Source organism: Bacillus sp. ISL-45 (assembly GCF_018613195.1).
Lineage (GTDB): Bacteria > Bacillota > Bacilli > Bacillales > Cytobacillaceae > Mesobacillus.
The window spans coordinates 37,389-64,141 of sequence record NZ_JAGGQQ010000012.1 but is presented as its reverse complement, the minus strand read 5'-3'; the positions used below and the strand labels follow the sequence as shown (position 1 = coordinate 64,141).

28 protein-coding genes and 1 pseudogene are annotated in these 26,753 nt (G+C 43.4%); 11 read left to right on the top strand and 18 right to left on the bottom strand.

All coding sequences use genetic code 11. From position 1 onward, the window contains the following. Positions 1-498 precede the first annotated feature (498 nt). The gene (locus J7E35_RS17005; RefSeq protein WP_214781704.1) at positions 499-1,908 is read right to left on the bottom strand and encodes a SpoVR family protein; all 1,410 of its coding nucleotides are present in this window, start codon (positions 1,906-1,908) and stop codon (positions 499-501) included. Between the two features lie 68 nt (positions 1,909-1,976). Further along, positions 1,977-2,300, bottom strand: coding sequence for a DUF3889 domain-containing protein (locus J7E35_RS17000; protein ID WP_214781702.1), 324 nt, complete (start codon positions 2,298-2,300; stop codon positions 1,977-1,979). Between the two features lie 190 nt (positions 2,301-2,490). Between J7E35_RS17000 and J7E35_RS16995 the strand changes: the two genes are divergently transcribed. After that, positions 2,491-2,745, top strand: a complete 255-nt coding sequence (locus J7E35_RS16995; RefSeq protein ID WP_214781700.1) for a YhdB family protein — start codon at positions 2,491-2,493, stop codon at positions 2,743-2,745. 142 nt (positions 2,746-2,887) lie between these two features. Here J7E35_RS16995 and J7E35_RS16990 read toward each other — a convergent pair whose 3' ends face one another. From J7E35_RS16990 to J7E35_RS16980, 3 genes are all read right to left on the bottom strand, one after another. Next, positions 2,888-3,610: an SDR family oxidoreductase gene (locus J7E35_RS16990; RefSeq protein WP_214781698.1), complete on the bottom strand. Its 723-nt coding sequence runs from the start codon at positions 3,608-3,610 to the stop codon at positions 2,888-2,890. Between the two features lie 40 nt (positions 3,611-3,650). After that, positions 3,651-5,396: a phospho-sugar mutase gene (locus J7E35_RS16985; protein ID WP_214781696.1), complete on the bottom strand. Its 1,746-nt coding sequence runs from the start codon at positions 5,394-5,396 to the stop codon at positions 3,651-3,653. Between the two features lie 527 nt (positions 5,397-5,923). Beyond that, positions 5,924-7,462, bottom strand: coding sequence for a bifunctional GNAT family N-acetyltransferase/carbon-nitrogen hydrolase family protein (locus tag J7E35_RS16980; protein ID WP_214781694.1), 1,539 nt, complete (start codon positions 7,460-7,462; stop codon positions 5,924-5,926). 284 nt (positions 7,463-7,746) lie between these two features. On the opposite strand from J7E35_RS16980, the gene J7E35_RS16975 reads away from it, so the two are divergent. Together J7E35_RS16975 and J7E35_RS16970 are read left to right on the top strand one after the other, a co-directional pair. After that, positions 7,747-8,184: a disulfide oxidoreductase gene (locus tag J7E35_RS16975; RefSeq protein ID WP_214781692.1), complete on the top strand. Its 438-nt coding sequence runs from the start codon at positions 7,747-7,749 to the stop codon at positions 8,182-8,184. A gap of 1 nt (position 8,185) precedes the next feature. Then, on the top strand, positions 8,186-8,656 hold the full coding sequence (locus J7E35_RS16970; protein ID WP_214781690.1) for a thioredoxin family protein: 471 nt from the start codon (positions 8,186-8,188) through the stop codon (positions 8,654-8,656). Positions 8,657-8,721: 65 nt separating this feature from the next. Here the strand turns inward: J7E35_RS16970 and J7E35_RS16965 are convergent, their stop codons facing one another. Further along, a complete protein-coding gene (locus J7E35_RS16965; RefSeq protein WP_214781688.1) occupies positions 8,722-9,120 on the bottom strand; it encodes a YhcU family protein in 399 nt (132 codons plus the stop codon). A gap of 187 nt (positions 9,121-9,307) precedes the next feature. Between J7E35_RS16965 and J7E35_RS16960 the strand changes: the two genes are divergently transcribed. After that, positions 9,308-10,228 (top strand): RluA family pseudouridine synthase, encoded by a 921-nt coding sequence (locus J7E35_RS16960; RefSeq protein ID WP_214781686.1) that lies wholly within the window; start codon positions 9,308-9,310, stop codon positions 10,226-10,228. 138 nt (positions 10,229-10,366) lie between these two features. Beyond that, entirely contained in the window at positions 10,367-10,573 is a 207-nt protein-coding gene (locus tag J7E35_RS16955) for a hypothetical protein (protein ID WP_214781684.1), read from the top strand. 167 nt (positions 10,574-10,740) lie between these two features. Here the strand turns inward: J7E35_RS16955 and J7E35_RS16950 are convergent, their stop codons facing one another. The 5 genes from J7E35_RS16950 to J7E35_RS16930 form a co-directional block, all read right to left on the bottom strand. Beyond that, complete coding sequence (locus J7E35_RS16950; RefSeq protein ID WP_251009788.1) at positions 10,741-10,998, bottom strand: GlsB/YeaQ/YmgE family stress response membrane protein; 258 nt, start codon at positions 10,996-10,998, stop codon at positions 10,741-10,743. Between the two features lie 459 nt (positions 10,999-11,457). Continuing rightward, positions 11,458-12,285: an aldo/keto reductase gene (locus J7E35_RS16945; RefSeq protein WP_483297227.1), complete on the bottom strand. Its 828-nt coding sequence runs from the start codon at positions 12,283-12,285 to the stop codon at positions 11,458-11,460. 40 nt (positions 12,286-12,325) lie between these two features. After that, positions 12,326-12,493, bottom strand: a complete 168-nt coding sequence (locus J7E35_RS16940) for a hypothetical protein (protein ID WP_214781682.1) — start codon at positions 12,491-12,493, stop codon at positions 12,326-12,328. Positions 12,494-12,573: 80 nt separating this feature from the next. Then, on the bottom strand, positions 12,574-12,957 hold the full coding sequence (locus J7E35_RS16935; RefSeq protein ID WP_214781680.1) for a DUF302 domain-containing protein: 384 nt from the start codon (positions 12,955-12,957) through the stop codon (positions 12,574-12,576). A 155-nt stretch (positions 12,958-13,112) separates the two neighbouring features. After that, the gene (locus J7E35_RS16930) at positions 13,113-13,295 is read right to left on the bottom strand and encodes an H-type small acid-soluble spore protein (RefSeq protein WP_214735779.1); all 183 of its coding nucleotides are present in this window, start codon (positions 13,293-13,295) and stop codon (positions 13,113-13,115) included. A 149-nt stretch (positions 13,296-13,444) separates the two neighbouring features. Here J7E35_RS16930 and J7E35_RS16925 point away from each other — a divergent pair, with 149 nt between their 5' ends. From J7E35_RS16925 to J7E35_RS16915, 3 genes are all read left to right on the top strand, one after another. Next, entirely contained in the window at positions 13,445-15,265 is a 1,821-nt protein-coding gene (locus J7E35_RS16925; RefSeq protein WP_214781678.1) for a dihydroorotate dehydrogenase, read from the top strand. A 374-nt stretch (positions 15,266-15,639) separates the two neighbouring features. Further along, positions 15,640-16,941 (top strand): NCS2 family permease, encoded by a 1,302-nt coding sequence (locus J7E35_RS16920; RefSeq protein ID WP_214781676.1) that lies wholly within the window; start codon positions 15,640-15,642, stop codon positions 16,939-16,941. 171 nt (positions 16,942-17,112) lie between these two features. Beyond that, positions 17,113-17,688, top strand: coding sequence for a YitT family protein (locus J7E35_RS16915; RefSeq protein ID WP_214781674.1), 576 nt, complete (start codon positions 17,113-17,115; stop codon positions 17,686-17,688). Positions 17,689-17,827: 139 nt separating this feature from the next. On the opposite strand, the gene J7E35_RS16910 is transcribed toward J7E35_RS16915, so the two are convergent. Both J7E35_RS16910 and J7E35_RS23750 read right to left on the bottom strand, forming a co-directional pair. Further along, positions 17,828-19,180, bottom strand: a complete 1,353-nt coding sequence (locus J7E35_RS16910; protein ID WP_251009793.1) for an L-cystine transporter — start codon at positions 19,178-19,180, stop codon at positions 17,828-17,830. Between the two features lie 238 nt (positions 19,181-19,418). Then, positions 19,419-19,643 (bottom strand): annotated as a pseudogene (locus tag J7E35_RS23750) (glutaredoxin family protein); the annotation flags it as partial. A gap of 419 nt (positions 19,644-20,062) precedes the next feature. On the opposite strand from J7E35_RS23750, the gene J7E35_RS16900 reads away from it, so the two are divergent. Next, positions 20,063-21,337 carry a sensor histidine kinase gene (locus J7E35_RS16900; protein ID WP_214781670.1) on the top strand — a complete coding sequence of 425 codons (1,275 nt, stop codon included), beginning with the start codon at positions 20,063-20,065 and terminating at the stop codon, positions 21,335-21,337. A gap of 15 nt (positions 21,338-21,352) precedes the next feature. On the opposite strand, the gene J7E35_RS16895 is transcribed toward J7E35_RS16900, so the two are convergent. Together J7E35_RS16895 and ytvI are read right to left on the bottom strand one after the other, a co-directional pair. Further along, positions 21,353-21,532 carry an H-type small acid-soluble spore protein gene (locus J7E35_RS16895; protein ID WP_214781669.1) on the bottom strand — a complete coding sequence of 60 codons (180 nt, stop codon included), beginning with the start codon at positions 21,530-21,532 and terminating at the stop codon, positions 21,353-21,355. A gap of 78 nt (positions 21,533-21,610) precedes the next feature. Next, the gene (gene ytvI, locus J7E35_RS16890; RefSeq protein WP_214781667.1) at positions 21,611-22,642 is read right to left on the bottom strand and encodes a sporulation integral membrane protein YtvI; all 1,032 of its coding nucleotides are present in this window, start codon (positions 22,640-22,642) and stop codon (positions 21,611-21,613) included. Between the two features lie 355 nt (positions 22,643-22,997). Between ytvI and J7E35_RS16885 the strand changes: the two genes are divergently transcribed. Both J7E35_RS16885 and J7E35_RS16880 read left to right on the top strand, forming a co-directional pair. Next, positions 22,998-23,642: a DNA-3-methyladenine glycosylase gene (locus tag J7E35_RS16885; RefSeq protein ID WP_251009787.1), complete on the top strand. Its 645-nt coding sequence runs from the start codon at positions 22,998-23,000 to the stop codon at positions 23,640-23,642. Next, a complete protein-coding gene (locus J7E35_RS16880; RefSeq protein ID WP_214781665.1) occupies positions 23,639-24,166 on the top strand; it encodes a D-glycero-alpha-D-manno-heptose-1,7-bisphosphate 7-phosphatase in 528 nt (175 codons plus the stop codon). Before J7E35_RS16885 ends, J7E35_RS16880 begins: the two co-directional genes overlap by 4 nt. 211 nt (positions 24,167-24,377) lie before the next feature. Here J7E35_RS16880 and J7E35_RS16875 read toward each other — a convergent pair whose 3' ends face one another. Genes J7E35_RS16875 through J7E35_RS16865 form a run of 3 tightly spaced genes read right to left on the bottom strand, consistent with a single transcriptional unit; the run spans position 24,378 to position 26,742 of the window. Further along, the gene (locus J7E35_RS16875) at positions 24,378-24,926 is read right to left on the bottom strand and encodes a 2-oxoacid:ferredoxin oxidoreductase subunit gamma family protein (protein ID WP_214781663.1); all 549 of its coding nucleotides are present in this window, start codon (positions 24,924-24,926) and stop codon (positions 24,378-24,380) included. Next, positions 24,923-25,681 carry a thiamine pyrophosphate-dependent enzyme gene (locus J7E35_RS16870; RefSeq protein WP_251009786.1) on the bottom strand — a complete coding sequence of 253 codons (759 nt, stop codon included), beginning with the start codon at positions 25,679-25,681 and terminating at the stop codon, positions 24,923-24,925. Before J7E35_RS16870 ends, J7E35_RS16875 begins: the two co-directional genes overlap by 4 nt. Continuing rightward, complete coding sequence (locus J7E35_RS16865) at positions 25,678-26,742, bottom strand: 3-methyl-2-oxobutanoate dehydrogenase subunit VorB (protein WP_214781661.1); 1,065 nt, start codon at positions 26,740-26,742, stop codon at positions 25,678-25,680. The genes J7E35_RS16870 and J7E35_RS16865 overlap by 4 nt, the downstream gene beginning before the upstream one ends. Positions 26,743-26,753 lie beyond the last annotated feature (11 nt).

Below are 26,753 nucleotides of genomic sequence, written 5' to 3'. Positions count from 1 at the left end.
ATTATGACTCACTTTTGAAATTGGTTCAACAAAAAGCTTGTCTATATTTTAGGCTCTTTTCTCAAACTTTGTTGCTATTGCCTACAAAATAGGATTGAATTACCTGAGTTTCTTCACAAAATGAACGCTTATTATGAGAAAAGAGCTTGCAAACTTAGTACCGACATACCAAATGGCTATTATCACGTTAAACTCGGCTTTAGGATTTTAACAACAATCTTTACGAAAACAGCCATATTTTAATTACCTTATTATTGTAGTTTTTCACAAAGCTCTTTTCTCAAACTTAATTGCTATCGACTACAAAATAAGATTGAATGACCTTTTTTTCTTTGCAAACTTGTCTCTTTATAATGAGAAAAGAGCTTGCATACTTAATACCGACCAGCAAAATGGCTTTATATACGCTAAAATCGGCTTTAGGATTTTAACAACAATCTTACGAAAACAGCCTTACAAAAATAATTAAAAACCGCTGGAAATCAGCGGTTTTCTTGATTATAAATATTTGCGATGGATCCCTTTTCCATCATAGGTGTATAGCATTGCCCTGCTTTCGACCATTGTTTCGATATGGCATTTCCTGCCCCATAGCTGATGGACGTATGGAAGGACTTTTTCAAGGTACTTAATGTCGAGCTCGATCCCCTCGAAGCTGTGTGTTATATATAACTCTCCATTCTTAAGATAATCGCCATCCGTTACGGTCAAGTATGGGAATCCCCCATTCACTCTCATGCTGACAAGCTGGTCTCGAACCTGTTCCCACGCTTTATCGACGACTTTATATTCACGTCCTTGTTTTTGGAAGAGGTACATATCTTCACGCATGACAAGGTCCTTCGTCAAGTAATTGCGTAAAAATGAAATATCCGATTCGATTTCGCGGACTTCAAACATTTTCTCCCGGCCTGACCCCGGCTTTACGCCTCGCCGCTTCATTTCCTCAGTCGGATGGTTATAGCGCTCTTCGATGTCCTCGAAAATTTTAATCCCTAAATAATATGGGTTGATTCCCGTCTTTGATGGCTGCACGACTCCGGCATTCAATTTTGCGAACTCGATTGCTTCGCCGCTCGTCAGATCCATTTCCCTGAGAATCCGTTGATGCCAGTATGAAGCCCAGCCTTCGTTCATGATTTTCGTTTCAAGCTGCGGCCAAAAATAAAGCATTTCCTCACGCATCATTGTTAGGATATCCCGCTGCCAATCCTCCAGCTCGCGGCTATAACTTTCAATGAACAATAGCAGATCTTTCTCTGGGCGCGGCGGGAATTTCTTCTTCTTTATCTTCTCTGTTGATTCCGTCTTTTTGGATTCAAGGTTCCAAAGATCATCATACGGAGTCGCTATTGTCGTTGGTTCATCCTCAAAATTATCTTCGGCAGACCATGCGAGCTTCGGCCTCATCAACGATGGATCGATATGCTCTTCGATGGCTAGCACCGCATCAAGGAAAGACTCCACCGCTTGTTTTCCATGCTCGATTTCATATTTACGGATTCTCTCAGCTGTTGCCGCCATGCTTTCAACCATATCTCTCTTCGTATTCTGGAAACGGACATTGTTCTTAAAGAAATCACAGTGGGCAAGGACATGGGCAACGATTAACTTGTTCTGAATCAGCGAATTCGAATCTAACAAAAAGGCATAACATGGATTAGAATTGATAACCAGCTCATAAATTTTTGAGAGACCTAAATCATAATGGAGCTTCATTTTATGAAACTGTTTGCCAAAGCTCCAATGAGAAAACCTTGTTGGCATTCCATAAGCGCCAAATGTATAGATGATTTCTGCAGGACATATTTCATACCTCATCGGATAAAAGTCCAGCCCAAACCCTTTAGCGATTTCGGTAATTTCAGAAATGGCATATTCCAGTGACTTCTGATCTTCCGACACCATCTCTCCCCCTTTCACCTCTTACAACAATGTATGAGAAATAAAGGAGAATGATGAACAGGTTAGAAACTTTACTGCTGGTGCTGCTCAGTCACTGTAAGACTCAACAACCTTTCATTTTTTAAATCGTGGGCTACTTGCACCGTCATAATAACAGGTTTTCCGTCGACACTGACCTTGTATTGAAATGAGTCGAGTACCTGGCGATCATCTATTTGCTTTCTGCCCTTATACTTATAATCCTGGACAGCTTCTCCTGGATATTCCTCCTTGATTACAGCAGTAGCGATCCGTCCATATTTTTCATAGTCCGGCCTTTGCGCATGAATATCAACTCTCTGGATCCCCAGTAACAAAATCAACAATACAGCCATGGTGAAAAAATACTTTTTCATCGTACACTCCTTTTTGGCATACCAGCTTGGTAAACCCATATCGAAATGTAGTCAATCCTGATCATTTCTGCGTACAAATATACAGGTAAAACTTGAAAAACCCAGTAAACAGGGGCGTCCAACATTTTCTGAGGAAGTTACGGCGCCAAATCCATATAATATTATCAACTCCTCATAAGGAGGATTGGATATGAAGAAATCGGATTACGATCGGGCTCTATATTACACGCACCGATCCCAATGGGATAACCTGCTCATCCTTATGGTCAGGACAGAGGACCAGTTCCTGGCCAAAAAGATCGAACATTTTCTCCACGCTTACAACTTTGAAAAAGATTATGCTGTCATTGAAAAGCGCCTGTATTCCCTGCTCAGATATATCGACCACGCAAATGAAGCCGCCGGCGATGACTACCTGGAAACCGCTGTAACCGGCTCGATTTAACCATGAGAATTCCACCAAAAAAAATAACACGGTCACCTATATTAAGGTGCCGTGTTTATTATTTTTTATGCTGATTTTTACTAGTAATTATTTGGCTTGTTACTCACTACCCGCTTCATTTTTTTGCTAAATCCCACCTTAATCAGGCAATCGGATAATTCTGTACAAGCGGGTGAATGACAATTTCATCAATAAGCATATGTTTAGGAGCGGAAGCCATATAGACAACTGCGTTTGCTATGTCCTCTACCTTCAGCCAGTCATGTTTTTCCGGAAGCCCCTGCTTTGAGTCAGCAAAATAAGTATCAACCATTCCAGGGTTAATGGTGCCAACGCGAATTCCAAACTCCCTCACTTCCTGGGCAAGTGCCCCGCTGAAGCCCTGGACAGCATACTTTGAAGCTGTATAAGCACTTCCATTAGGAATCGTGTATCTGCCTACATCAGAGGAGATTGTAATGATGGTCCCCGATTTACGTTCCTTCATATGTGGAAGTACGGCTTTGGCGCCAAGGAATACACCTTGTACATTAACTTCAAAAAGCTTTTTCCATTCATCAACCGTGACTTCTTCTGCCAGTTTGAAAAAGCCGATACCGGCATTATTGACAAGTACGTCAACCTGGCCGAATGCTTCCACCGTTTTTTCAACAAGGTTCTTCACCTGCTGCTCATCGCTGACATCGGTTTGGACCGCTATGACATCTGAAAAACCTTTCTGTTTCATTTCATCCGCTGTCTGATTGATTTCTTCTGAGCTGCCTGCGATCACGAGCTTCATTCCCTGCTCAGCCAATTTCACGGCTATTTCCTTGCCAATTCCTCTTGATGCACCTGTGACGATTGCTACTTGTTCTTTTAACATTTGATTACTTCCTTTCTTGCTGAAGTTCTAAGGTTGTGATTTACAAGTTCTTTGCAGCTTCCATTTTCTTTTCAACTGCCTCCATGAAATCCTGTTCGATTTTTTGAAGCTTCTGCTTGCTTTCTGCCAGGCTCTTGTCGTTCACACCAAAATAAAACTTGATCTTTGGTTCCGTTCCAGACGGGCGAAGGCACATCCATGTACCATCCTCAAGATAGTATTTGATAACATTTGAAGAAGGAAGCTGGATTTTTTCTTCCTCGTTGCTCTCATTCATTCTTATACCTGTTAAATAATCTTCCACAGTGGTAACCTTCAATTCACCGAGCTGTCTAAGAGGATTCTGGCGGAAGACCCCGAGCGTTTTCTGGATTAATTCTGCGCCCTCTTTTCCTTTCAGCGTCAGGGAACGCAGTCCCTCCTGATAATAACCGTATTCTTCAAATACACTGAGCAGAGCTTGGTACAAAGACATGCCCTTCTTCTTATAATATGCGCAAACCTCGACAGCAAGCATCGCCGCCTGGACTGCGTCTTTATCACGGGCAAAGTCCCCGATTAGGTATCCATAGCTTTCTTCATAGCCAAACAGGAATTTATACTCCCCTGATTCTTCATATTGCTTGATTTTTTCTGCGATGAACTTAAAACCGGTCAATACATCGATTGTATTAACCCCGAAAGATGATGCGATTTTGCGTCCAAGTTCGGAAGTTACGATTGTCTTGAACACTGCACCATTGGCTGGGAGTGTTTCCTTCTCCTGTTTTTGCGTCAGGATATAATGCAGCAGCAGGGCTCCTGTCTGGTTTCCTGTCAGCACAACATACTCCCCATCCGAGTCTTTTACAGCGATACCGAGCCTGTCTGCATCAGGGTCCGTTGCAATGAGTACATCAGCATCGATTTTCTTCCCTTCACGGATCGCAAGCTCAAATGCGGCAGGCTCTTCAGGATTCGGGCTCTGAACTGTGGAAAACTCAGGATCCGGAAGCTCCTGCTCTTTCACGACCGTGACGTTCTGGTATTTCAGGTTCGTCAGGATATTGCGCACAGGCATATTGGCAGTCCCATGCAATGGTGTGAAAACCACTTTCACATCGGCTTCATCTGCCAGCGTTGGATTTTCGGATATCGTCATAAGCTTTTCAAGATAAGCGCGGTCCACTTCGGACCCAATCATCTTAATCAAGCCTTTTTCCTTCAACTCTTGCTCTTCCATTACCTCGATTGCCAATTCATTTTCAATCTCGTTTACCTTTGTGATCACTTCATCCGCACTATCTGGAGGCAGCTGTCCGCCATCAGGGCCATAAACTTTATAGCCATTATATTCAGGCGGGTTATGGCTGGCAGTAATGACGATTCCTGCATATGCATGCAGGTGCCGTACTGCGAATGAAAGCTCCGGTGTTGGCCTTAATTCTTCAAAAACATATGTCTGGATGCCGCGGGTCGCCAATGTCTTTGCAGCTTCCATTGCGAATTCAGGTGACTTATGGCGGGAATCGTAGGCAATTGCCACGCCACGCTGCTTCGCTTCATTTCCTTGTGCTTCTATGTATGCTGACAGACCGGCAGATGCCTTGCGCACTGTGTATAAGTTCATCCGGTTGGTACCCGCGCCAATTTCACCGCGCATTCCGCCAGTGCCGAATTCCAAATCTTTATAAAATACTTCCTCTAATTGCTGTCCATTATCCTTTAATGAATCTAGTTCGGTTTTCAGCTCCGGATCCAATCCGGCAAAACCAAGCCACTTGTCGGCTTTCTTCTTCCAATCCATTGAATGACCTCCTGAAAAATAAGATTTGAATCTTACAGCTAATTATAAAACAAGATAGGGTATGATTGATAACTTTTGTGTGATTGTTTTCGATATATTTCACTGCTTTTGCCATTAAAATGTCTAATTTTAAATGTCGTTTTTTACATTAGCAGCACGAATCCACCTTATTGCGATTTCTTTTTTTATTTCGGTTGATCAGCGGGTTTGATTTTTTCCATTATCTTGTAAAAATCGAGTGTGCTGAAAGCAGCTGAGCCAATTGGAAAAATTATTCTCTTAATCTTCGGCCATAATCTCCCGAATAATACCGTTAATCATCCGAAACATTGTGCTAATTGCCCGGACCAAAGGGTTAATTGCCCGAAAAAAAGGGTTAATCCCGCCGTCACCCTGCTTAAGGTAAAACTGGGAGCATACCCCTGTACACTTCTGTACACTTATTTCATTACCTTAAAGCCACTCCAAAAAGAACGCAAAAAAACACCCGGGGAATCAGCTCTATTCCCCAGGTGCTTCACCTTATCTTACTTCTTATACTGAATGCGGTAAATATCATGCCTGCGGTCTTTGAGTTGGCGGACTGTCCCATCCTGGCGCTGGCGGCGGAGGATTTCCAGGTCAACATCGCCGATCATGACCATTTCGATATTTGGATTGGTTTCGCCGACAATGCCGTCCCTGGCGAATTCAAAATCAGATGGCGCGAAAATCCCTGACTGGGCATATTGGATATCCATGTTTTCTGTTTGCGGCAGGTTGCCAACCGTACCCGAAATGACCGTGTACACTTGATTTTCGACCGCTCTCGCCTGGGCACAGTAACGAACCCGCAGGTAACCCTGGCGGTCTTCGGTACAAAACGGTGTGAAAATGATTTTGGCTCCCATATCAGTGGCGATCCTCGCAAGTTCAGGGAATTCGATATCATAACAAATTTGAATCGCAATCTTGCCGCAGTCTGTATCGAACACCTTTAATTCATCGCCGCGGCTGATGCCCCACCATCTACGCTCATTTGGCGTGATATGCAGCTTGTATTGCTTATCGATTGTTCCATCTCTGCGGAACAAGTAAGAAATATTGTAAATCTCATCGTCTTCTTCTTTTACCAAATGCGAGCCTCCGATGATGTTGACATTGTAGCGGACAGCCAGGTCGGTGAACAGCTCGATGTACTGCTCGGTATATTCAGTCACCCTGCGTACCGCGAGCGAGGGTGATTTTTCATCCATGAATGACATAAGCTGTGTCGTGAAAATTTCCGGGAACACGGCAAAATCAGAACCGGCATCTGATGCAACATCCGTAAAGTATTCAACCTGGTGAGCCAAATCTTCAAATGACTTGATTTGTCTCATCATATACTGGACAACGCATATCCGGACAGGATTGCTGGTCTTATAGAATCTTTTCGATTTTGGCTGATAGTCTACATTGTTCCATTCCATCAATGTCGCGTATTTATTCGACTGGAGATCATCCGGCAAATAGTTCGGGTTGATCCTCATCAGAGTGAAGTCGTTCCTCAGCTGGAATGAGAGAACCGGATCATAGATTTTATGGGAAGCGACCTGCCGGACATATTCTCTTGGTGACATTTCTTCCGCGTGCAAATGGTAATTTGGGATCCTCCCGCCGATAATGATACTTTTCAGATTCATTTGCCTTGCGAGATCCTTCCTTGCTTCATACAAACGGTAGCCAACTTTCATCCTCCTGAATTCAGGATGGGTCATGACTTCTATTCCATATAGGTTATATCCATCTGGGTTATGGTTCGTAATATAGCCTTCATCTGTGACATCATCCCAGCTGTGGCGGTCATCATATTCATCAAAGTTTATAATCAGACTCGAACAGGAGCCAACTACTTTCCCATCATATTCTGCAACGAATTGGCCTTCTGGAAATACGTCAAGATGGCTCTCAAGCTGGTCCCGCTTCCACGGATCCATTCCAGGAAAGCAGCTGTTCTGCATCTTGATGATCTCATCAATATCCTCTTGCTTCGTGTTGCGGATGATCATTCTTTTTTCAAATTTGGACAAATCCAATTCACTCATATAAATCTGCATCCTTTCTGTCATAAAAAAAATCGCTATTATTAGCATTTACTTACTATGTATGTAAAAAAAACAAACTAGCCTCTAAATCATCATCATATTCCTATACCCTAAATCGATTGGTTATAACTCTTTATTTAGCTTCTCCCTTTGTATTGGGAAAAATTATTTCACATAATGTTAATTGAAATATTTTATTACATTCCTTAAGATGTAATGAGAGGTAAGTGTTTCTTTTATATAAAGTGTTTAAATAGAGATTATCTGGCTTAGGGGAGATTAGCTTGAAAGAGACGAAAAAAGATTCAAGGGAGTCATATTTATTTACGGCCTGGGCTGCGTCGATCATTGCCATGTTCGGCAGTCTGTATTTCTCAGAAATCCGGCAGTATGAGCCTTGTCTGCTGTGCTGGTATCAGCGAATCCTGATGTATCCTTTTGCCTTGATACTAGGAATAGCAGTTGTTAAAAAAGATTATAAGATTACCTTTTATACGATGATTATGGCAGCTGTCGGCGGGTTGATATCGCTGTACCATTATTCATTGCAAAAGGTGCCGTTCATGGCTGACAATGCTGTTACTTGCGGAAGGGTTCCTTGTACAGGCCAATATATCAACTGGCTTGGTTTTATTACCATCCCATTCCTGGCACTTACTGCATTCATCATTATTTTTTCATTAAGCCTGCTGGTCTGGAAGAAAACGAAGGAGGAAGCGTAACTTGAAAAAGGTCATTGTTTTTCTATTAATTATCATTGCATTATTCGCAGCATTATTTTTTCTGAATAAGGCGCAAAATGAGGAAAAGGCTGAGGGGAATCCTTACGGGAAAGACACACTTCATCCTGAAACCGTCAAACAGCTGGATGATCCGAACTATCAAAATATCATCCTGCCTGAAGAACTGGAGAAAAAAATTGAAAACGGCGAGGATGTTACCGTCTATTTCCACAGTCCGACATGCCCTCACTGCGTTCGCACCACTCCGATTGTTGCACCTTTGGCAAAGGATATGGATGTAGATCTGGTTCAATACAACCTTTTGGAGTTTGAACAAGGCTGGAATGATTACGGAATCGAATCGACTCCAACCATTGTACAGTACAAGGATGGAAAAGAAGTAAACAGGATCGTCGGCTATCAGGAAGAAGCGACTTTCGAAAATTGGTTCAATGAGAATACATTAGAATAATGAAAAAACGCCTGCGATTCGCAGGCGTTTTCATATGGATTTAGTTTTAATGCTCCCCAGTCAGCTTACAGTAGCAGTCTATTGGCAGCTTTCGTATAAGTACTGATATAATCTAGATGAACATGCTTGGAATCAGAAAATTGACTGTAATTAAACGGGAAACAAATTCCGTAGTCTGTCAATGTCTGGACATTTTTACGGAACATCGACTGATATTTTTCAGGAATATGGCCAGACTCCAAAATAGAGATCAATGTCTGCATGCTTGTGATAACATGGAAAGCTGCTCCAAGTGTACTGAATCTCTCGAACTGTTCGGGTCTCGTATGTAAAACTTCAAGCCTTTCGAATTCATGAATGTCTTCATCCGTAAAGTACAATGGAAAAATATCAGTGTAAAAATATCTTGCCAGTTCTACCACTTTCTCTTCTTGTCCGGGTGTAGACGCAAATACAATTTTCAATGATCGACCCACCTTTATACCCTTTGTAATCTATTCGTAATATATATACCTAGAATAACATATTCATTCCAATTAACTGGGTGGTAATTATGCCCATGCATGCGGTAAAAGTTGACAGACTCTTCTTCAATGCAAACAAGTTTTTTACCGTCAACTCAATAAAATTTAATAAAGTCAGGAGATCAATATGATACATACAAATAAAAAAGGCGAATGGTGTGAACTTGTCATTCCCGATGAATGGGAAAAGCATACTCTGGAAACACTTTTCAAGGATTTTTGGAAAGCTCCAAAAAAATCTGTTCATCTTTTGAGAATGGAAAAGAACGTCCTGATTAACGGAAATGTTCCCGATTGGACAATTCCCCTTAAAAAAAATGACCGCTTAAGCTTGAAGCTTTTTACTGTAGAAGAGCAGACTGTCCATCCTGAATACTTGGACGTTGATGTCCTTTATGAAGATGACCATCTGATTGTATTCAATAAACCGTCAGGAATGGATACCCATCCAAACGAGAGCGGCCAGGGTGGTACTCTGGCGAATGGTGCTGCGTTTCATTTGCAGTCAAATGGTGAAGTTACCCGGCCGCGTCATATACACAGGCTTGACCGTGAGACAACCGGTGCTGTACTTTTTGCGAAAAACCCGCTCATTACAGCCATTCTCGATAAAATGCTGGAAGAACGCGCAATCCAAAGAACATATTTAGCTTTGGCTGACGGAATCATCAGTCAGAAAAAAGGAACAATCAATAAACCAATCGGCCGGGACCGGCATCACCCAACGAAAAGAAGAGTCTCGGAGACAGGCCAGCACGCCATCACTCACTTCAAAGTATTAGATAAAATCAAACATAAAAACCTTACCTTGGTTCAATGCTCTCTTGACACCGGCAGGACCCACCAGATCCGGGTGCATTTCAGCGCGATTGGGCATCCGCTTGCTGGAGACTCCCTGTACGGCGGAAGCGATACATTTCACAGACAAGCTCTGCATGCAGTAAAAATGGAATTCACCCACCCGTTCACAAAGGAAAAAATAATATGCCACGCACCTTTTATCGACCAACCGCCGATATTTTTTAACATTGATCCTTATGAGATTTAAATTTTATTATGAAGTGCATAAATTTCCAGAACAAAAAGCGCAAGCGCCTCGTTCAGCCCCGACAAGCGCTGCCCGCCTATGACGCCACGTCCTGTCGCTGGCAGATCTAGCACATCGTGTGCCTCGGAGGGCCTGACATTGAAGTCGTTCTTTAACTTCATTTGCAGGACCGAACTCGAAAAGTATAGCCGACTGCTTAGAAACGCAGAAACTGGAGACTCCGACAAAGAAGCGCTTTTTGCTTCTGCCGGCGGAGTTGAAGTTTCGGAGTTTCTAGGAGGCGACACTAGACAATTCGAAAAGAGGAGGCGACTGCCCATCTCCGACAAGCGCTGGAGGGCCTGACAGTGAAGTCGTTCTTTGACTTCATTGGCAGGAACGAAGCGTCTCGAGGGGCTAGGCGCTGGAGCTGGATTAAGACAAACCCACATGTAGTTATCCAGACAAAAATGCTTTTATAATTTCCTATACAACAAAAAAAATCCTTCCGGATTCGGAAGGATTTCTTTATATTAGTCAGCTTTACGCATGCTCTTCAGTACAAGGCTGACGATGAATACCAATGCAATCGCACCAATCAATGCCGGGATAATCGCAAAGTCAGCAACTACAGGTCCCCAGTCTCCTAAGATTGCTTGTCCAATCCAAGCACCCACGAAACCAGCGATGATGTTACCGATGATGCCGCCAGGAATATCTCTTCCCAAGATCAATCCTGCTAACCACCCAATAATACCACCGATAATTAATGCCCAAAGAAAACTCATCATAATGTAATTCCTCCTTAAAAAGTAGATGTATTTTACAAGTAGTAATAGTGCTAAGGGGTTTTACACCCTTTTAAAGAGTTCAAACTGCAGCGAAGTAAAAACTAGCCTTTGCTGATTTTAGTTGCTTCCCGGGAGCTAACCAGCTTGCTCTAACATTATCTTACCTCAAATATCATGGTGTTAAACCAGGCTGTTCTGCAGTTGAACAAGCAGCAGTCTAAGATGTTGAATCGTGTTGCTTTCTGCTTGTACACCTACATTACCACCCAATGATTATTTTAAAACCTACCGGGATTTAATTATCCCTCTAACACCTGTCAGAACGCAGTTTTCTCTTTCCTTTTAATGTATCCATTTTCACAAATAAAAAAACGGACTGATTGGAATTCAGCCCATTATCTCCAAAAATATACATTGTATAGATTCGCTTGTACCAGCATCATCCTGCATTTAGCTCCTTTAAAAATCAATATGGTCTGGATCGGCACCAAAACGCTGGTCCTTATTGAGACCATTGATCTCCTCCAGTTCTTTTTGATCCAGCTTGAAATCAAATATATCTGCGTTTTCTTTTAACCTTGACGGTTTGACTGATTTAGGAATCGGGATAATATGATTTTGCATGTGCCATTTTAAAATAACCTGAGCCGGAGTCTTGGCGTGCTGTTCCGCAATCTTCCCCAGCACAGGATCATCAAGGAACCTTCCTCTGGACAATGGGGACCATGCCTCTACTTTGATGTCATTTTCCTGACAGAAATTCCGCAGGTCGGCTTGCGACAGCAAAGGATGGAGTTCGACTTGATTGATTACTGGCCTTTCATTGCAATGGCTTAGAAGATCCTCCAAATGGTGTATTTTAAAATTGCTGACACCAATTGCCTTCACCCTGCCTTCCCGATACAGTTGCTCGAGAGCACGCCATGTGTCCAGGTATTTGCCTTTAACAGGCCAGTGGACGAGATATAAATCTAGATAATCCAGCCCTAACCGATCCATGCTTTCATTAAAGGCTTTAAGCGTATTGTCATAACCCTGTTCAGAATTCCAGACCTTCGTTGTGATAAATAAATCTTCCCTCGGTATACTGCTGTTGCGGATAGCTCTTCCTACACCTTCTTCATTCTGGTAAAAAGAAGCTGTATCTATCAGCCGATATCCGAGATCCAGCGCTGTCTGGATTGTTTCCTCGATTTGTTCTCCTCCCTCGACCTTATAAACACCGAGGCCAAAAGCCGGTATTTTCACACCATTATGTAATGTATGAGTATCAAAAATGCTCACAATAATCAGCCTCCTTTTAGTCCATTTTATCCCTCGGCAAAGTTTAAGACAAATCAAAACGGCTGCCAAGCTGACAGCCGCCAAATCTATATAAACGGCTCAACAGCCGAAATTTTTTTGAATTAGTGTTTAAGTTCCCGGCAAAAATTTGTCCTAAACAGCCGGACAATACTTTTTTTAAAATGGGCTTATCTCCTTTTTCAGGACGCATAAAAAGCCCGGGAAAGACTCCCGGACTTCAGTAGTTTGAAATTATTGAACTCAATAGCAACAAAGTTTGAGAAAAGTGCCTTACTTAATATTATCAATTGCTCCGATCAACCTTTTTTCAATGTCTGCAGCAATAGCTTGCAGGTCATCATTTTCCACAAATTTAATCAATTCAGTTGGTTTTGGCAGGCCGACCTTGGTCGTATCGTTCTCTTTATATACTACAATTTTACAAGGGAGAAAATAGCTTACGATAGGATTCTTTTCAAGTACCCTTTTTGCTTCATGCGGATTGCATACTTCAAGGATGATATAGTCACCGTCAAGTTCCACACCTTTACCCGCGAGTGTCTCCTTCATATTCAGGGACCAAAGGACACCAAATTTCTCTTCTTTCAAGCTTGTCTCAAGGGCAGATACTGCTTCATTCATTGACTTGTCCACTTCAATTGTATGATGGAACATTTTCATCTCTCCTTTCGATTTTAAAAAATACCTCTCTTTTATAGCAGATAAACCACTATTGGTATTATAAGTATTGTGCCATAGAGAAAAACCGCCGTACACTATTTTGCATTCCGGCGGTCTGCGTCCATATAGTCTTTATAGAGGGACGGTGCTTAAGATCTCTCGTGAAGCTCGGTAATTTCGACAGTTGTCCTTTCTTCCAGCGGCCCGCGCAGGTGGACAGTCGCGGTGCGTCCATCTTCATTTAAATGATCAATCCACACAGATGCACCGTTATAAGTGACATCTATTTCCGCTGATGATGAGAGTATTTGTTTTACACGATTCAAATCCATGTTTGTTACCTCCGCAATCATTTTTTTCTCCCCTATTTTAGCTTGAAGTATTTCTTTTTATTCGCACATGAGAATTAAATGGGCTATCTGTCCCGGAAATGATAAAGTACGATAGAATAAAGATAAAGCCATAAAATCTGGAGGTCATTATGCCTGATTGGTCCTATCACCCATTATTTAAACCATGGCTGCCTATTTTGCCAGGGAACACAGGACGGGAATTCATTCATCGCGGGATGTCCCTCCTTTCACAGCTACCCGGTGGCAGGCCATTCATCGAATTTCTTGGGCATATGTCTCCCTCGCAAAAATTGTCGCGAAATCTTTTTGGACTTCATTTCGATAGCCCGGTTGGGTTAAGCGGGAAGATAGACCCGAGATTGTCAGGGATCAAAGCTTTCCCAAATCTTGGCTTTGGTTCAATTGAAGTTGGTCCGATTACCGAATTTATGAGAGAGCGAAACTCAGCAGCATATCTTTCAAAAACACAAGATGCCTTGATCCTGCCTGAACATGCCGAAACGATAGGTCTTAATGCAGCGAAAGAAAAATTAACAAATGCACGGACAGTGCCTATCCTGATTCGGCTCGAGCAATCGTTAATCATTGCTGAGCATTTAAAAGATGTTGGCGATGTCTTCATAATTGAGTTTGATTCAATTGAAAGCTTCGATGCTCTCACACATATAAAAATGGTTCTTGGAAACAAACCTGTCCTTTTAGCGATCAGGCATTCGATGGTAGCTGACAATATTTTGCAGCTTAAATCAGCAAGCCAATTTACGGACGGATTTATGATTGAAGAAGACCGTATTCTAAGGGACGGCAAACAGGTCTTGCCACTTCAGCAAACAGCTGGAATAAAACATGCTCTGAACCTTATAAAAAATGAAATTGATTTACCTGTTATCACTTCCGGAGGAGTTGCACAGCCTGCCGATGCGCTCGCCCTGTTTGAAGCCGGAGCAGAGCTAGTCTTCCTAACCGGAGGCTATGTCGCCTCAGGACCCGGTTTGCCAAAAAGAATCAACGAGGCGCTCATGGACGAACTGGGAAGCGGGCAAAAAGTCCTTCCAGGCTGGATTTGGTATTGGCTGTTTGGACTATTCATCCTGATAGGAGGAGCGGCGGTCTTATTCTTCAGTTTCACAAAGGTGATCCTCTTCTATGATGAAGCATTCATGCAAATGACCAGGCTTGAATTGATGGCCTATAACCCAAATCTTTATAAATTCATGTCACATGACCGGATGACCCTGGCCGGAACGATGATTTCAGGCGGTTACATCTATATGCAGCTGGCCAGGCATGGCGTCAAATACGGCATCCACTGGACACGAAAAGCTTTCAATATCGGGGCCATTACCGGATTCCTTGGAATCTTGCTGTTCCTGGGATTTGGTTATTTTGACTGGCTGCACGGATTCTTCTGGCTCATCCTGCTCCCTTTTTATATCGCAGGCTTTATAAAGACACGCTCAGCCAATCAGTCTCCTGCTTCAAAAAATCGCACTAACAATTCTTCCTGGAAAAAAGCAGTGTATGGCCAGCTTCTGCTTGTCATCCTTGGTTTCTCTTTTGTGCTCGGCGGAATTGTGATATCTACAATTGGAGCGACATCTGTCTTTGTCGATACCGACCTGAAATATATTTGCATGACACCAGACCAAATGAATGAATTGAACAAGAAACTGATCCCTGTCATCGCCCATGACCGTGCAGGCTTTGGCAGCGCACTATTCAGTGTTGGCCTTCTGGTTTTAACGCTCTCGCTGTGGGGTTTCCATGAAGGTTCTGCCTGGGTATGGAGGACATTCCTGTTTGGAGGAATTCCAGCGTTTGCAGCCGGGCTTTTCACACATTTCTATATTGGTTATATTAATTTTATCCACCTGCTGCCTGCTTACTTCGCACTAGCGCTTTACATTGGAGGCTTGTTGCTGACGAGAGATTATTTTAAAAAAAGGTGACTTTAGAGACTGCAGACAAAACCTTTAATTGGTTCCTTGTCGACAGTCTTTTTTCATCCACTGTAAGCTGATTCTTCGGGTAAGAACGGTACCCTTATAGGGAAGCATTCCATTGCATAAGGGTATCTTTCAGCTTGATCGGTACCCTCATAGTGAAGCATTCCATTGCATAAGGGTATCTTTCAGCTTAATAGGTACCCTTTGTAATAAACCCTCTCGCATAAGGGTACAATAAGCTCATGATCGTCACCCTATGAAAATAACTCCTCTAACCTTAATTATTTGATTTTCTTTAAATTCCCCCTTGTAAAACTCCTTAAAAACGAATATTATATTTATTGTGTTTAAAAATCGTTCGTATTTTGGAGGAACTCATGTTTAAATTAAAAGAGAACAACACGAATATAAAAACAGAAATGATGGCCGGCTTAACGACTTTTTTCACTATGGTTTATATCGTCGTGGTCAATCCTATTATTCTCGCTGATGCCGGTGTTCCCTTTGAACAAGTTTTCACAGCGACAATCATCGCTGCGGTGATTGGTACGCTTTGGATGGCCTTATTTGCTAATTATCCAATCGCAATCGCTCCGGGTATGGGGCTGAATGCTTACTTTGCCTATTCTGTTGTCGGCAATAACCAGAACATTTCATATGAGACTGCGTTCGCTGCTGTTTTCATCGCGGGTTTAATATTTGTTATCTTGTCTTTGACTCCTTTCCGCGAAAAATTAATTGAAGCCATCCCGGCCAACTTAAAGCATGGTATCACAGCAGGCATTGGCCTGTTCATTGCTTTTATCGGCTTGCGCCTGACAGGGATCATCACCGACCACCCGTCAAATCTTGTTGGACTAGGTGACCTGCATTCACCATCTGCGCTGCTTGCTTTAATGGGCCTGGCCATCACGCTTGTCTTAATGGTACTAAAGGTTAACGGCGCTCTTTTCCTGGGAATGGTCGTTACTGCATTGATCGCCTTCCTCACAGGCCAATTGGATTTCAAGGAAGGTTTTATGTCGATGCCATCCCTTCCTGAAGGCATGATTGTCTTGAATCCGTGGACAGCATTGATGGATGTTATACAGAACAGCTTATACGCTGTCGTCTTCTCTTTTATCCTGGTGACAATCTTTGATACTACCGGAACAATGATCGGTGTAGCCCACCAGGCTGGATTGATGAAAGGAAATACGATGCCGCGCGCAAGAGAAGCCCTGCTTTCTGACTCGATCGCCACTGCTGCGGGTGCCATGTTCGGAACAAGCCCGACGACGGCTTACATTGAATCATCTTCAGGGGTTGCTGCAGGAGGACGTACTGGTCTTACCTCGCTAACGGTGGCAGGACTGTTCATCGCCGCTGCTTTCTTCGGGCCGCTGGTAAGCGCGGTTTCCGGATTGTCAGCAATTACTGCTCCGGCATTGATCATTGTCGGAAGCCTGATGATGGGAAGCATCTCTCAAATAAGCTGGGATGAACTTGATGAAGCCTTCCCTGCTTTCCTGATCATCCTGAGCATGCCGCTTACATCAAGCATCGCAACCGGAATCGCCCTTGGATTCATTTCCTATCCTTTACTGAAAGTTGTAAAAGGACAATGGCGTGATGTTCACCCGCTGCTTTACGTTTTTGCAGTGCTGTTCTTTTACCAGCTCGCATTCCTGCCTCACTAACATATTGAAACCAGACAGAACTTGCCTATGGCAGGTTCTGTTTATTTTTTCTGCAAAAATAATACTTGTAGATCAGTTCCATTTAATGTGAATATTACGTTTTGCTCTGAGTTCTAATGCTTGTCTTTTTACATAGAAATAATGGGAGAAGGACAAGGCTGGTGATTTAGGATGACAGGAAAAGTTCTTGCTGTACTTGTCGGAAGCATATTGCTTGGAGTTGGGGTGAATGGTTTTCTCGTCCCACACCATCTCCTGGACGGCGGCATGATTGGCATTGGGTTGATCATTCACTATTTTTATGGGTTTCCCACGGGCCTTACGATGATCCTCCTGAGTATCCCTCTATACGTATTGGCTTGGATATTGGAACGGAAATACTTTTTTCATAGCTTGAATGGTTTATTGGTATCAAGCTTTTTCATCGATCTATTCGCTCCTGTTGAAAAAGGTATTCACATGGGCATCTTCTCAAGCGCAATCCTGGGAGGAGTATTGGTCGGATGCGGAATCGGCTTGATGCTCCGCTACGAAACGAGCACTGGCGGGACGGATTTATTAGCGCAATTGCTGCATAAATTTTTTCCGGTTAATGTCGGAATCTTGATTTTCCTAATAGATGGAATTGTAGTTTTATCAGGGTTGAAGATAATTGGAATGGAAAAATTCATTTTTTCGTTGCTTACGATTACCTGTGTGGGAGTAATGACCTCATTGTGTGTGATTAAAAGGGGTATTGTTCATTAATTATTTTTCGAGTCAAAATTAATGCAGAAAGCCAGCCAAGGTTTCCTTGGCTGGCTTTCTTAATAATCACCTTTTGTACTTTGCTTACTTTCTAGCTCTAGCGCTTGTCGAGGCTGACCAAGGCGCTGACTTTTTCTCCTCAAGCTTCTGCTTCAATTTTTTGATTCATATCTGTATAGGTAGATGAATCAATTTCTTTAGTGATTCTGCTTGTGAGGATACCCGAAGTCATCGAGCCGCTCACATTTACAGCGGTACGCCCCATATCAATCAATGGTTCGATGGAAATCAGCAACCCAGCAAGAGCAACCGGCAGGTTCAACGCTGAAAGAACTAGTAGCGCCGCAAATGTCGCGCCACCACCGACTCCGGCAACTCCGAATGAGCTGATGGCTACGATCGCGATCACGGTTGCGATGAATGAAGGCGTCAATGGGTCAACACCAACCGACGGTGCAATCATGACTGCCAGCATCGCAGGATAAATCCCGGCGCATCCGTTTTGCCCGATCGATAAGCCGAAGGAACCGGCAAAGTTCGCAATCCCTTCAGGTACTCCTAGAGAGCGCTGAGTTTTGATATTTAACGGCAATGCCCCGGCACTCGTTCTTGAAGTGAAAGCAAACGCGAGAACAGGAAATGCTTTTTTAACATACGTGACTGGATTTAAACCAGCAATCGTCAGTAATAACAAATGGATGATGAACATGATTGCAAGCGCAACATAAGAAGCTGCTACGAATTTACCTAGTTTTAAAATTGCGTCAAAATCACTTAAGGCAACCGTCTTTGTCATGATGGCAAGAACTCCATATGGAGTCAGGCGCAGGATCAGCGTGACCACCCTCATGATGACCGCGTAGAAAGCATCAACGATCTTCGCAAAAAGCTCTGCCTGATCCGGGGACTTTCTCCTGACACCAAGGTAAGCGATTCCTAGGAACGCAGCGAAAATTACAACTGAAATCGTCGAAGTTGGTCTTGCTCCTGTGAAGTCCAGGAATGGGTTAGCTGGCAGGAGGTCCAGAATTTGCTGCGGCATCGTACGCCCCTCGATTCCTCCATATGTTTCCTCGAGCTTTTCTGCACGTGCCTGTTCTGCCTCACCCTGCGTGATTTGTACCGCTTCAAGGTCGAAACCGACGGCAGTGGCAATCCCTACAGCAGCCGCTACAGCCGTTGTGCCAACCAGCAGGCCCAGAATCAATGTACTGATTTTACCGATGTTATTCGTCAGCTTCAGCTTTGTGAAAGCTGCCAAAATGGATATGAATACTAGCGGCATAACAATCATTTGCAGGAACTTTACATAACCGCTTCCGATAATCGAGAACCAGTCAGTACTTTTTGTAATAATTTCGGAACCCGCTCCGTAAATGAATTGCAGTGCGAAACCGAAGATGATCCCGATTCCGAGCGCAATAAATACTCTTTTAGAAAAAGAGACATGTTTCTTTTGCATGTAAAATAGAAAAGCAATAATGCCTAGCATAACTGCAATATTTAAAATAACAAGTCCAGTGGTCACTGTCTTTCCCCCCTAATTTATCTTTCTCGAATAATATAATTCATGTATTCTTATAAGTCAACTCGGATTTAAATTGTGATCCTCCTTCTCATAGGTTTATATATTATAATTTATGTTGGTCTGAATAGTTCCATGTCAGAGAAATTTTGTCTCGATAGAAAAAGAGGGTTCCGATGCATCATCGGAACCCTCCCCTGTCTTTCTACTGCTTCAAATTTTCAACCAGTTTTTCTATTTCGCTCCTGTTATTTTCAAATCCGATCAAAACCTTTTTATCCTTCATAAAAAAGAGCTTCGTGCTTGTAAAAATAAAAGCTGGTACAATCGCAGTACCCGTCTGCTCTTTAAGTTTCTTCTCCTGTTCAGGGTCACCCTGGACATTGATTTCTTCATAAGGTATATGATTCTGCGAAAGAAACTCCTTCGCGTCCCGGCAGTCTGTTCACATTGGCCGAGTGAATACAGTTAATGAGCTTTTGGTCATTTTTTACCTCCTTAAGTATTTTGTAAAATTAGTATAACGCCAAGCCATGAGGCGTAGCCAATTATCCGCTTTTAGCTGTCTGGTTTTAGCCGAAGAATGTATTAATGCCTTGACACTATTTTGTACATAAACCTTGAATTTTCATGGGAAAACTTTAGATTATACCGCCCAACACTTGAAAAATAGTATGGCAACAGTGAACTCTTTCAGTTGCCACTAGACATCCACTTTAAGGTAAAAAAAAAGCAACTATAATTCATTTTGTGTTAAAGTAAAAGTAATATATTTGAATAATTTATCTTTTTCGTTAAATTATCATTTGATTGGAGCAGGTGGCTCCTTGTCGACTGGAGATTTAGACTATGGATCAATTAACAGTTCTTGTATTGAATCTGATCTTCATCCTGTTTACTACATTTGTGTTCCAATACATTATCGTCAACAAATTCCCTAATTTATATAGGAAATACGCCAAGATCCTCATCGTAATACTGGGTGGAATTCAAATCCTGTTTTGTATGTATTTTACGGTGATTGGCAGTACTGATTTCATCTTCGACCTCCGATTGATCCCTGTCGTCATCGGGGGCTTGTATGGCGGTCCGGCCGTAAGCGTCATGCTTTTCATAACCGTTGTACTGGCAAGGATCCCTTTTGGAGGCAACGGGGTATGGATCAATTTTTTCAACATGCTCACAATCACCATTTTAACCGTATATCTATCCAGCAAGTTCAGGGCTTTCCCGCTTACCAGGAAATTATATACTGTTGTGACGGTCGCTCTAACCTATACGGTCCTCATTTTCCTGATGAAGGCGACAGTGTTTAAACATCCGTCCGATCTTCAATTCATGTTCTTTTACGGCCTGACCCTATCCGGAGGGATATTTACCGTCACTTATTTTATTGAAATCATGATGCAAAACCAGCTTTTACATAAAGCAGTAATCAAATCTGATAAGATAGAAGTCGTGTCACAATTAGCTGCCAGTGTCAGTCATGAGGTCCGTAATCCGCTTACAGTCACACGTGGTTTTTTACAAATGTTGAAAGATCCAAGCATAGATGAGAAAAAGAGGCTTTATTACTTGAATACAGCAATTGATGAACTCGACCGTGCAGAAACAATTATCAAGGATTACCTGAATTTCGCAAAACCACAATCGAATATGGCATCATCCATCTGTGTGAAAGAAGAAATCGAAAAAGCTCTTGAATTAATCCTGCCTTATGCCAATCACTTTTCTGTAAATATAAAAAAGGATTTGATGGCAGGAATGGATGTCTCAGGTGAAGCTGCCAAATTCCATCAATGTATCCTCAATATAATCAAGAATGGCATTGAAGCTATGCCAAATGGCGGCGACCTTGTGATCAGCTGCCGTGAAATGGCAAATAACCATGTATCCATAACCATCGAAGATACGGGATGCGGCATGTCTCCACAGCAATTAGCAAAAATCGGCGAGCCTTATTTTTCAACCAAGGCTGAAAAAGGCACAGGTCTCGGGATGATGGTCGTCAATAAAATCATTCAGGAAATGGGCGGCACAGTGGGGGTAAAAAGCAAACTGAACAAGGGCACTAAATTTAAGATCACCTTGCCGCTTTATGATATAGAAAAACGGGAGACGTAAAATTCTCCCGTTTTTTCATTCCTCTATTAAATTCAAAACTGGTACGTCCCTTTCAACTTCCGGTTCTGATTTAGAATAAATCCTCGCCATTTTGCTTTTCTCATCAACATGCTGGATAATGACTGGCGTCCCATCATACGTCACATGGATCATATCTGCTGACTCAACGATTTCTTTTGCTCGGCCTACATTCATTCCTGAGTTCCTCCTTCTTGGTAACAAACATAATTTATGCTTAATCATGTTCTGCTATCCAAAAAAGTGGCCTAAATATTAAATCTTGAAATTGAGCCGGATAACATTTGCTTTTCTTAAAGTATCATAGATAATCACGAAGATTGGACCGATAAAAATCCCGGCAAGCCCGAGCAGCTTAAGTCCGATATACATGCTGACCAGGGAGGCAAGCGGCGATATGCCAAGGTTTGTTGAGTAAATCTTTGGCTCGATCACCCTGCGGACAACAGTGATGACCAGGAACAGTATGATTAATCCGATTCCCAAAAAATGATTATCCTGCAAAATGGCAATGACAGCCCAGGGCACAAGAACAGACCCTGTTCCAAGGATCGGCAGGATATCGACGATGACAATCAATAATGACAGCAGTCCTGTATATTTAACCCCAAGAATGCTAAGCCCAGCCATGGCCATGATAAAGGTGACGGCACTTAGGATCACCTGGGCTTTTAAAAAGCCAATACCCGCCTTGTTTAACTGGCTTCCTACAAGGAAAACCTTCTGCCGGGTCTCTTCCCTCAAATGAGACTCCAGCTTCATTTTAAGATTAGGAAGTTCAAGACTGAACAAGAATAACGCAATTAGATAAACCAGAAATTCAATCATGAAGCCTGGTATGGCCGTCAGCAAATTGATTGTTCCGGCAATGAATTGCTGCAAAAAAGAATCAAGTGTATTAATATTTGTTTCAATCGTCGTCTCGATCTGGCCAGTGACTTCATCCGGGAAGTTTTTCGAATAAAATTCCCACTTGCCCATCATTGGAAGTATTGCCGTTCTGTAAATATCCCTGACGAATGTAGGAGTTCGCTCAGATAAGGATACCGCCTGATGGGCAATCATCGAGACGAGGTTATAACCTATCACTCCGAGGAAGACCACATAACCGATAAATACACCAATCACAGCCTGAAGACGCTTAAATGTAAATCTTTTGATAATCCATTGAACCATTCCTTCGAGCATGACTGCTGTTAACATAGCAAAAATGAGCGGAAGGCTATAAGGTACAAGGAAAAAAATAATTACAGCAATCACTGCAATCGATAGCCATTTTTTCCACATAATATTGATACTCCCTCTAAGGAAATTAAAACAACAGAGCTTTAAAAATACTATATACCATCTTTAGGCTCTCCGCTATTTTTTTCATTAGGTCTTTTGGGCAAAGCTCTATTCTCAAACTTTGTTACTATTGATTACAAATAGGATTGATTACCTATTTTCTTCGCCAAGTTGACTCTTTTGTGAGAAAAGAGCATGCAAACTCAATACCGACCAGCAAAGTGATGTTCTATTACGTTAAAATCGGTTTTAAAATTTTAACAACAATTTTTACGAAAACAGCCTTGGGCAAAAATAATGGATGACTTTTTCATCTGCAGGGTATAGAGGTTAAAAACAGTTAATAGGAGGTTCTATGACAGATCATATGGTGAAATTCCAGGCACTTGACAATGAATTTTTTCAACAGCCCACCCTTGAATTGGCTGTTTCGCTGCTTGGATGCACTTTAGTGAAAGAATCTGAAGAAGGAACAGCTGCAGGAATAATAGTGGAGACGGAAGCCTATATTGGACCGATGGATCAGGCGGCACACAGCTACAATAACCGCAGGACAAAAAGGACGGAGGTCATGTTCCACCAGGCAGGTCTTGCTTATACTTATGTCATGCATACCCATACACTTTTCAATGTTGTCAGTGGAGAAGAAGGGAATCCAGAAGCTGTGCTGATTCGGGCAGTGGAACCCCTGGAAGGCCTGGATCTAATGGTCAGGCGGCGAGGCATGCCGGAATCCACCAATCTTACCAATGGTCCCGGGAAGCTGACAAAAGCGTTGGGCATAAAGATGTCGGATTATGGGCATCCCTTAACGAAGAAACCACTTTTCCTCACACAAGGAATTGTGCCAGACAGCATTTCATCAGGCAAAAGAATCGGCATCGATAATTCCGGGGAAGCGAAAGACTACCCATGGCGTTTCTGGATCACCGGCAACCGCTATGTTTCCCGGCATCAGAATGCTGAAAAAATCATCGTGAACAAAGGGGGATCGAAATGAAGAAAAAAGCCATATTTCTGGACAGGGACGGGGTTCTTAATGAAGTACTGTCCCACCGGGTAAAGTTCGTCAACCGGCCGGAAGACCTTTACTTGCTTGAAGGGGCAGCTGAAGCTGTCGCAGAATTAAGCAAAGCCGGCTATGAGATTTTTGTTGTCACCAATCAAGGCGGCGTAGGCCTTGGTTTCCTGAAGGAAAAGCGCCTCCAAGAAATCCATGACCATATGGTAAAGATGATCAAGGAACATGGCGGGCACATCAAGGAGGTGGCCTACTGCCCGCATAAACCAAAGTCAGGCTGCGAATGCCGCAAACCAAATGCCGGAATGCTTATTGACCTTGCAAACAGGCATGATATCGAATTGACAGGAAGTGTAATGGTCGGGGATCACGAGCGCGATATTGAAGCCGGCAAAAAGGCAGGATGCAAAACGGTCTTCATTGGGACCGAAGAAACAGCTGCAGATGAGAAGGCACCTTCGCTACAGGCAGCCGTTCCGTTAATTTTAGATCTTTTGGAATAGGGCTTACAATTGTTAAAACGAAAACGCTGCGTATGAACTGCAGCGTTTTCGGACCTTGAAGGCAGACATTAACATTGTGTGACCCAAATCTTCCGTTCTCCTCCATTTCGGGCAGAAGTTGCTCCAGCTTGTTACCGAAATTCTCCGTTTCCCCCCATTTCGGGCAGATGTTGCTCCTTCTTGGGATCACGGCAAGTGGCGATGTGCTTTTCTACGTAACCATACTGTTAGTCAATGATCGCCCCAGCTGTAATGCCCGGCGATTGATATCCAATAGAGAATGTTTTTCCGGGGAAAGCACCTTTTTCAAAGCACCCAATATGGAGTCATCGGACAGTATACCCGTTTCCGCAATGAAAGCTCCAAGCAGGATCATGTTGGCGACCTTTGGATTGCCGAGCTCGTTCCCCTTGTCGGTTGCATTGATATTTAAAACTCTTATATCGGTCCTGGCTGATAGTTTTGAAATCAATGATGAATTCACAACTAATAATCCCCCGGCCCTGACCATAGGTTCAAATTTTTCATATGAAGGGTTATTCAGCACAATCGCTGTTGTCGGTCTTGAAACTAGTGGTGAGCCTACCTGTTCCTCGCTGACCACCACAGCACAGTTGGCTGTGCCGCCCCGCTGCTCAGGACCGTAAGAAGGCAGCCATGATACAAACTTTCCTTCATTCATCCCGGCATAGGCAATCAACTGGCCCATTGACATGACTCCCTGGCCGCCAAAGCCGGCTATCAAAATTTCTTCCATCATCTGTCAGCTCCCTTCGGTACATCCTTATACACACCTAGAGGATAGGCAGGCACCATGTTCTCCTTGATCCAATTTAGCGATTCATTTGGATCCAGGCCCCAGTTCGTCGGACAGCTGGAGAGGACCTCGACCATAGAAAAACCCATTCCCTGTTTCTGTGTTTCAAATGCTTTGCGAATCGCTTTCTTTGCTTTGATGATATTTGGCACATCATGCGTAGATACCCGTTCAATATAGGCTGTTCCATCCAGTGTTGACAGCATTTCGCTCACTCGGATCGGCAATCCCTGGATGCTTCCATCGCGCCCGAATGGAGTCGTCGCCGTTTTCTGGCCAACCAATGTAGTAGGTGCCATTTGCCCGCCTGTCATGCCATAAATCGCATTATTAACAAAAATGACGGTAATGTTTTCACCTCTTGCTGCGGCATGGACAGCCTCGGCAATCCCAATCGAAGCAAGGTCTCCATCTCCCTGGTAGGTAAAAACAAATCGGTCAGGAAGTACTCGCTTGATTCCTGTTGCGACAGCCGGGGCCCGCCCATGGGCTGCCTGGGTCATATCACAATTGAAATATTCATAGGACAGCACAGAGCATCCGACCGAAGCGACTCCTACTGTATCCTCCAGAATCCCCATTTCTTCAAGCACTTCGCCTACCATCCTGTGGATGATTCCGTGCGTACAGCCGGGACAATAATGGGTCTGGTTACCAGTCAATCCAGTTGTTTTCTCGAACACGGTTTTCATTGTCATACCTCGACACCCCCTGCCAGCTGTATGATTTGATCGTAAATTTCTTCCTGCGTAGGGACTACCCCGCCAGTACGGCCAAAAAATGAAACCGGAGCCCGGCCCTCGATGGCAAGTCTGACGTCCTCAATCATCTGCCCTGCGCTCATTTCTACAGATAGATAACCCTTCACCCTGTCACGGGTTTCAATGAATGGCTGCTCTGGGAATGGCCAGAGCGTAATCGGCCGAATCATCCCGATTTTCAAGCCGTCTTTCCGCGCTTTATTAATTGCATTCATGGCAATCCTTGCTGCTGTTCCGTAAGCAGTTACGATATAATCGGCATCTTCAATCTCAAACGTTTCGTAACTGACTTCATTTTTTTTAATCATGGCAAACTTTTTCTGTAAAAGTTCATTCCGCTTTTCAAGCGCATCGGCATTCAATTCAAGCGAGGAAATAATTCTAGGTTTGCCATCTCCGCGGGTACCGGTCGTAGCCCATTCCTTTTGTTCCGGCTCCCTTGCATTCAGCTCCTTGAACTCAACCGGTTCCATCATCTGTCCGAGCATGCCGTCCCCAAGCAGGATGACTGGCGTCCGATAGCGGTCGGCAATATCAAATGCCGCTTCTGTAAGGTCAATGATTTCCTGCAGCGTTGACGGAGCAAGGACAGGTGTATGGTAATCACCATGTCCTCCCCCTTTTGTCACCTGGAAATAGTCCGACTGCGCCGGCTGGATATTGCCAAGTCCCGGCCCTCCGCGTACGACATTCACAATCAGTGCCGGCAGTTCTGCCCCAACCAGGTATGAGATTCCTTCCTGCTTCAAACTGAATCCGGGACTTGATGACGATGTCATTACACGCACACCGGTTCCGGCCGCTCCATACACCATATTGATTGCTGCTACTTCACTTTCCGCCTGTAAAAATAACCCGCCAACCTCGGGCAGCCTTCTGGCCATATAGGCAACGAGCTCACTCTGCGGCGTGATCGGATAGCCGAAAAAATACTTGCAGCCCGCATGGACAGCAGCTTCCGCGATAACCTCGTTACCCTTCATAAGTACTTTCCCCATTGTCAAATCTC

Coding starts and splice junctions, on each gene's coding strand:
- J7E35_RS17005 (WP_214781704.1), bottom strand. CDS start 1,908: ATGGTGTCGGAAGATCAGAAGTCACTGGAATATGCCATTTCTGAAATT.
- J7E35_RS17000 (WP_214781702.1), bottom strand. CDS start 2,300: ATGAAAAAGTATTTTTTCACCATGGCTGTATTGTTGATTTTGTTACTG.
- J7E35_RS16995 (WP_214781700.1), top strand. CDS start 2,491: ATGAAGAAATCGGATTACGATCGGGCTCTATATTACACGCACCGATCC.
- J7E35_RS16990 (WP_214781698.1), bottom strand. CDS start 3,610: ATGTTAAAAGAACAAGTAGCAATCGTCACAGGTGCATCAAGAGGAATT.
- J7E35_RS16985 (WP_214781696.1), bottom strand. CDS start 5,396: ATGGATTGGAAGAAGAAAGCCGACAAGTGGCTTGGTTTTGCCGGATTG.
- J7E35_RS16980 (WP_214781694.1), bottom strand. CDS start 7,462: ATGAGTGAATTGGATTTGTCCAAATTTGAAAAAAGAATGATCATCCGC.
- J7E35_RS16960 (WP_214781686.1), top strand. CDS start 9,308: ATGATACATACAAATAAAAAAGGCGAATGGTGTGAACTTGTCATTCCC.
- J7E35_RS16950 (WP_251009788.1), bottom strand. CDS start 10,998: ATGATGAGTTTTCTTTGGGCATTAATTATCGGTGGTATTATTGGGTGG.
- J7E35_RS16940 (WP_214781682.1), bottom strand. CDS start 12,493: ATGCGTCCTGAAAAAGGAGATAAGCCCATTTTAAAAAAAGTATTGTCC.
- J7E35_RS16935 (WP_214781680.1), bottom strand. CDS start 12,957: ATGTTCCATCATACAATTGAAGTGGACAAGTCAATGAATGAAGCAGTA.
- J7E35_RS16930 (WP_214735779.1), bottom strand. CDS start 13,295: ATGGATTTGAATCGTGTAAAACAAATACTCTCATCATCAGCGGAAATA.
- J7E35_RS16925 (WP_214781678.1), top strand. CDS start 13,445: ATGCCTGATTGGTCCTATCACCCATTATTTAAACCATGGCTGCCTATT.
- J7E35_RS16920 (WP_214781676.1), top strand. CDS start 15,640: ATGTTTAAATTAAAAGAGAACAACACGAATATAAAAACAGAAATGATG.
- J7E35_RS16915 (WP_214781674.1), top strand. CDS start 17,113: ATGACAGGAAAAGTTCTTGCTGTACTTGTCGGAAGCATATTGCTTGGA.
- J7E35_RS16910 (WP_251009793.1), bottom strand. CDS start 19,180: ATGCTAGGCATTATTGCTTTTCTATTTTACATGCAAAAGAAACATGTC.
- J7E35_RS16900 (WP_214781670.1), top strand. CDS start 20,063: ATGGATCAATTAACAGTTCTTGTATTGAATCTGATCTTCATCCTGTTT.
- J7E35_RS16895 (WP_214781669.1), bottom strand. CDS start 21,532: ATGAATGTAGGCCGAGCAAAAGAAATCGTTGAGTCAGCAGATATGATC.
- ytvI (WP_214781667.1), bottom strand. CDS start 22,642: ATGTGGAAAAAATGGCTATCGATTGCAGTGATTGCTGTAATTATTTTT.
- J7E35_RS16885 (WP_251009787.1), top strand. CDS start 22,998: ATGACAGATCATATGGTGAAATTCCAGGCACTTGACAATGAATTTTTT.
- J7E35_RS16880 (WP_214781665.1), top strand. CDS start 23,639: ATGAAGAAAAAAGCCATATTTCTGGACAGGGACGGGGTTCTTAATGAA.
- J7E35_RS16875 (WP_214781663.1), bottom strand. CDS start 24,926: ATGATGGAAGAAATTTTGATAGCCGGCTTTGGCGGCCAGGGAGTCATG.
- J7E35_RS16870 (WP_251009786.1), bottom strand. CDS start 25,681: ATGACAATGAAAACCGTGTTCGAGAAAACAACTGGATTGACTGGTAAC.
- J7E35_RS16865 (WP_214781661.1), bottom strand. CDS start 26,742: ATGGGGAAAGTACTTATGAAGGGTAACGAGGTTATCGCGGAAGCTGCT.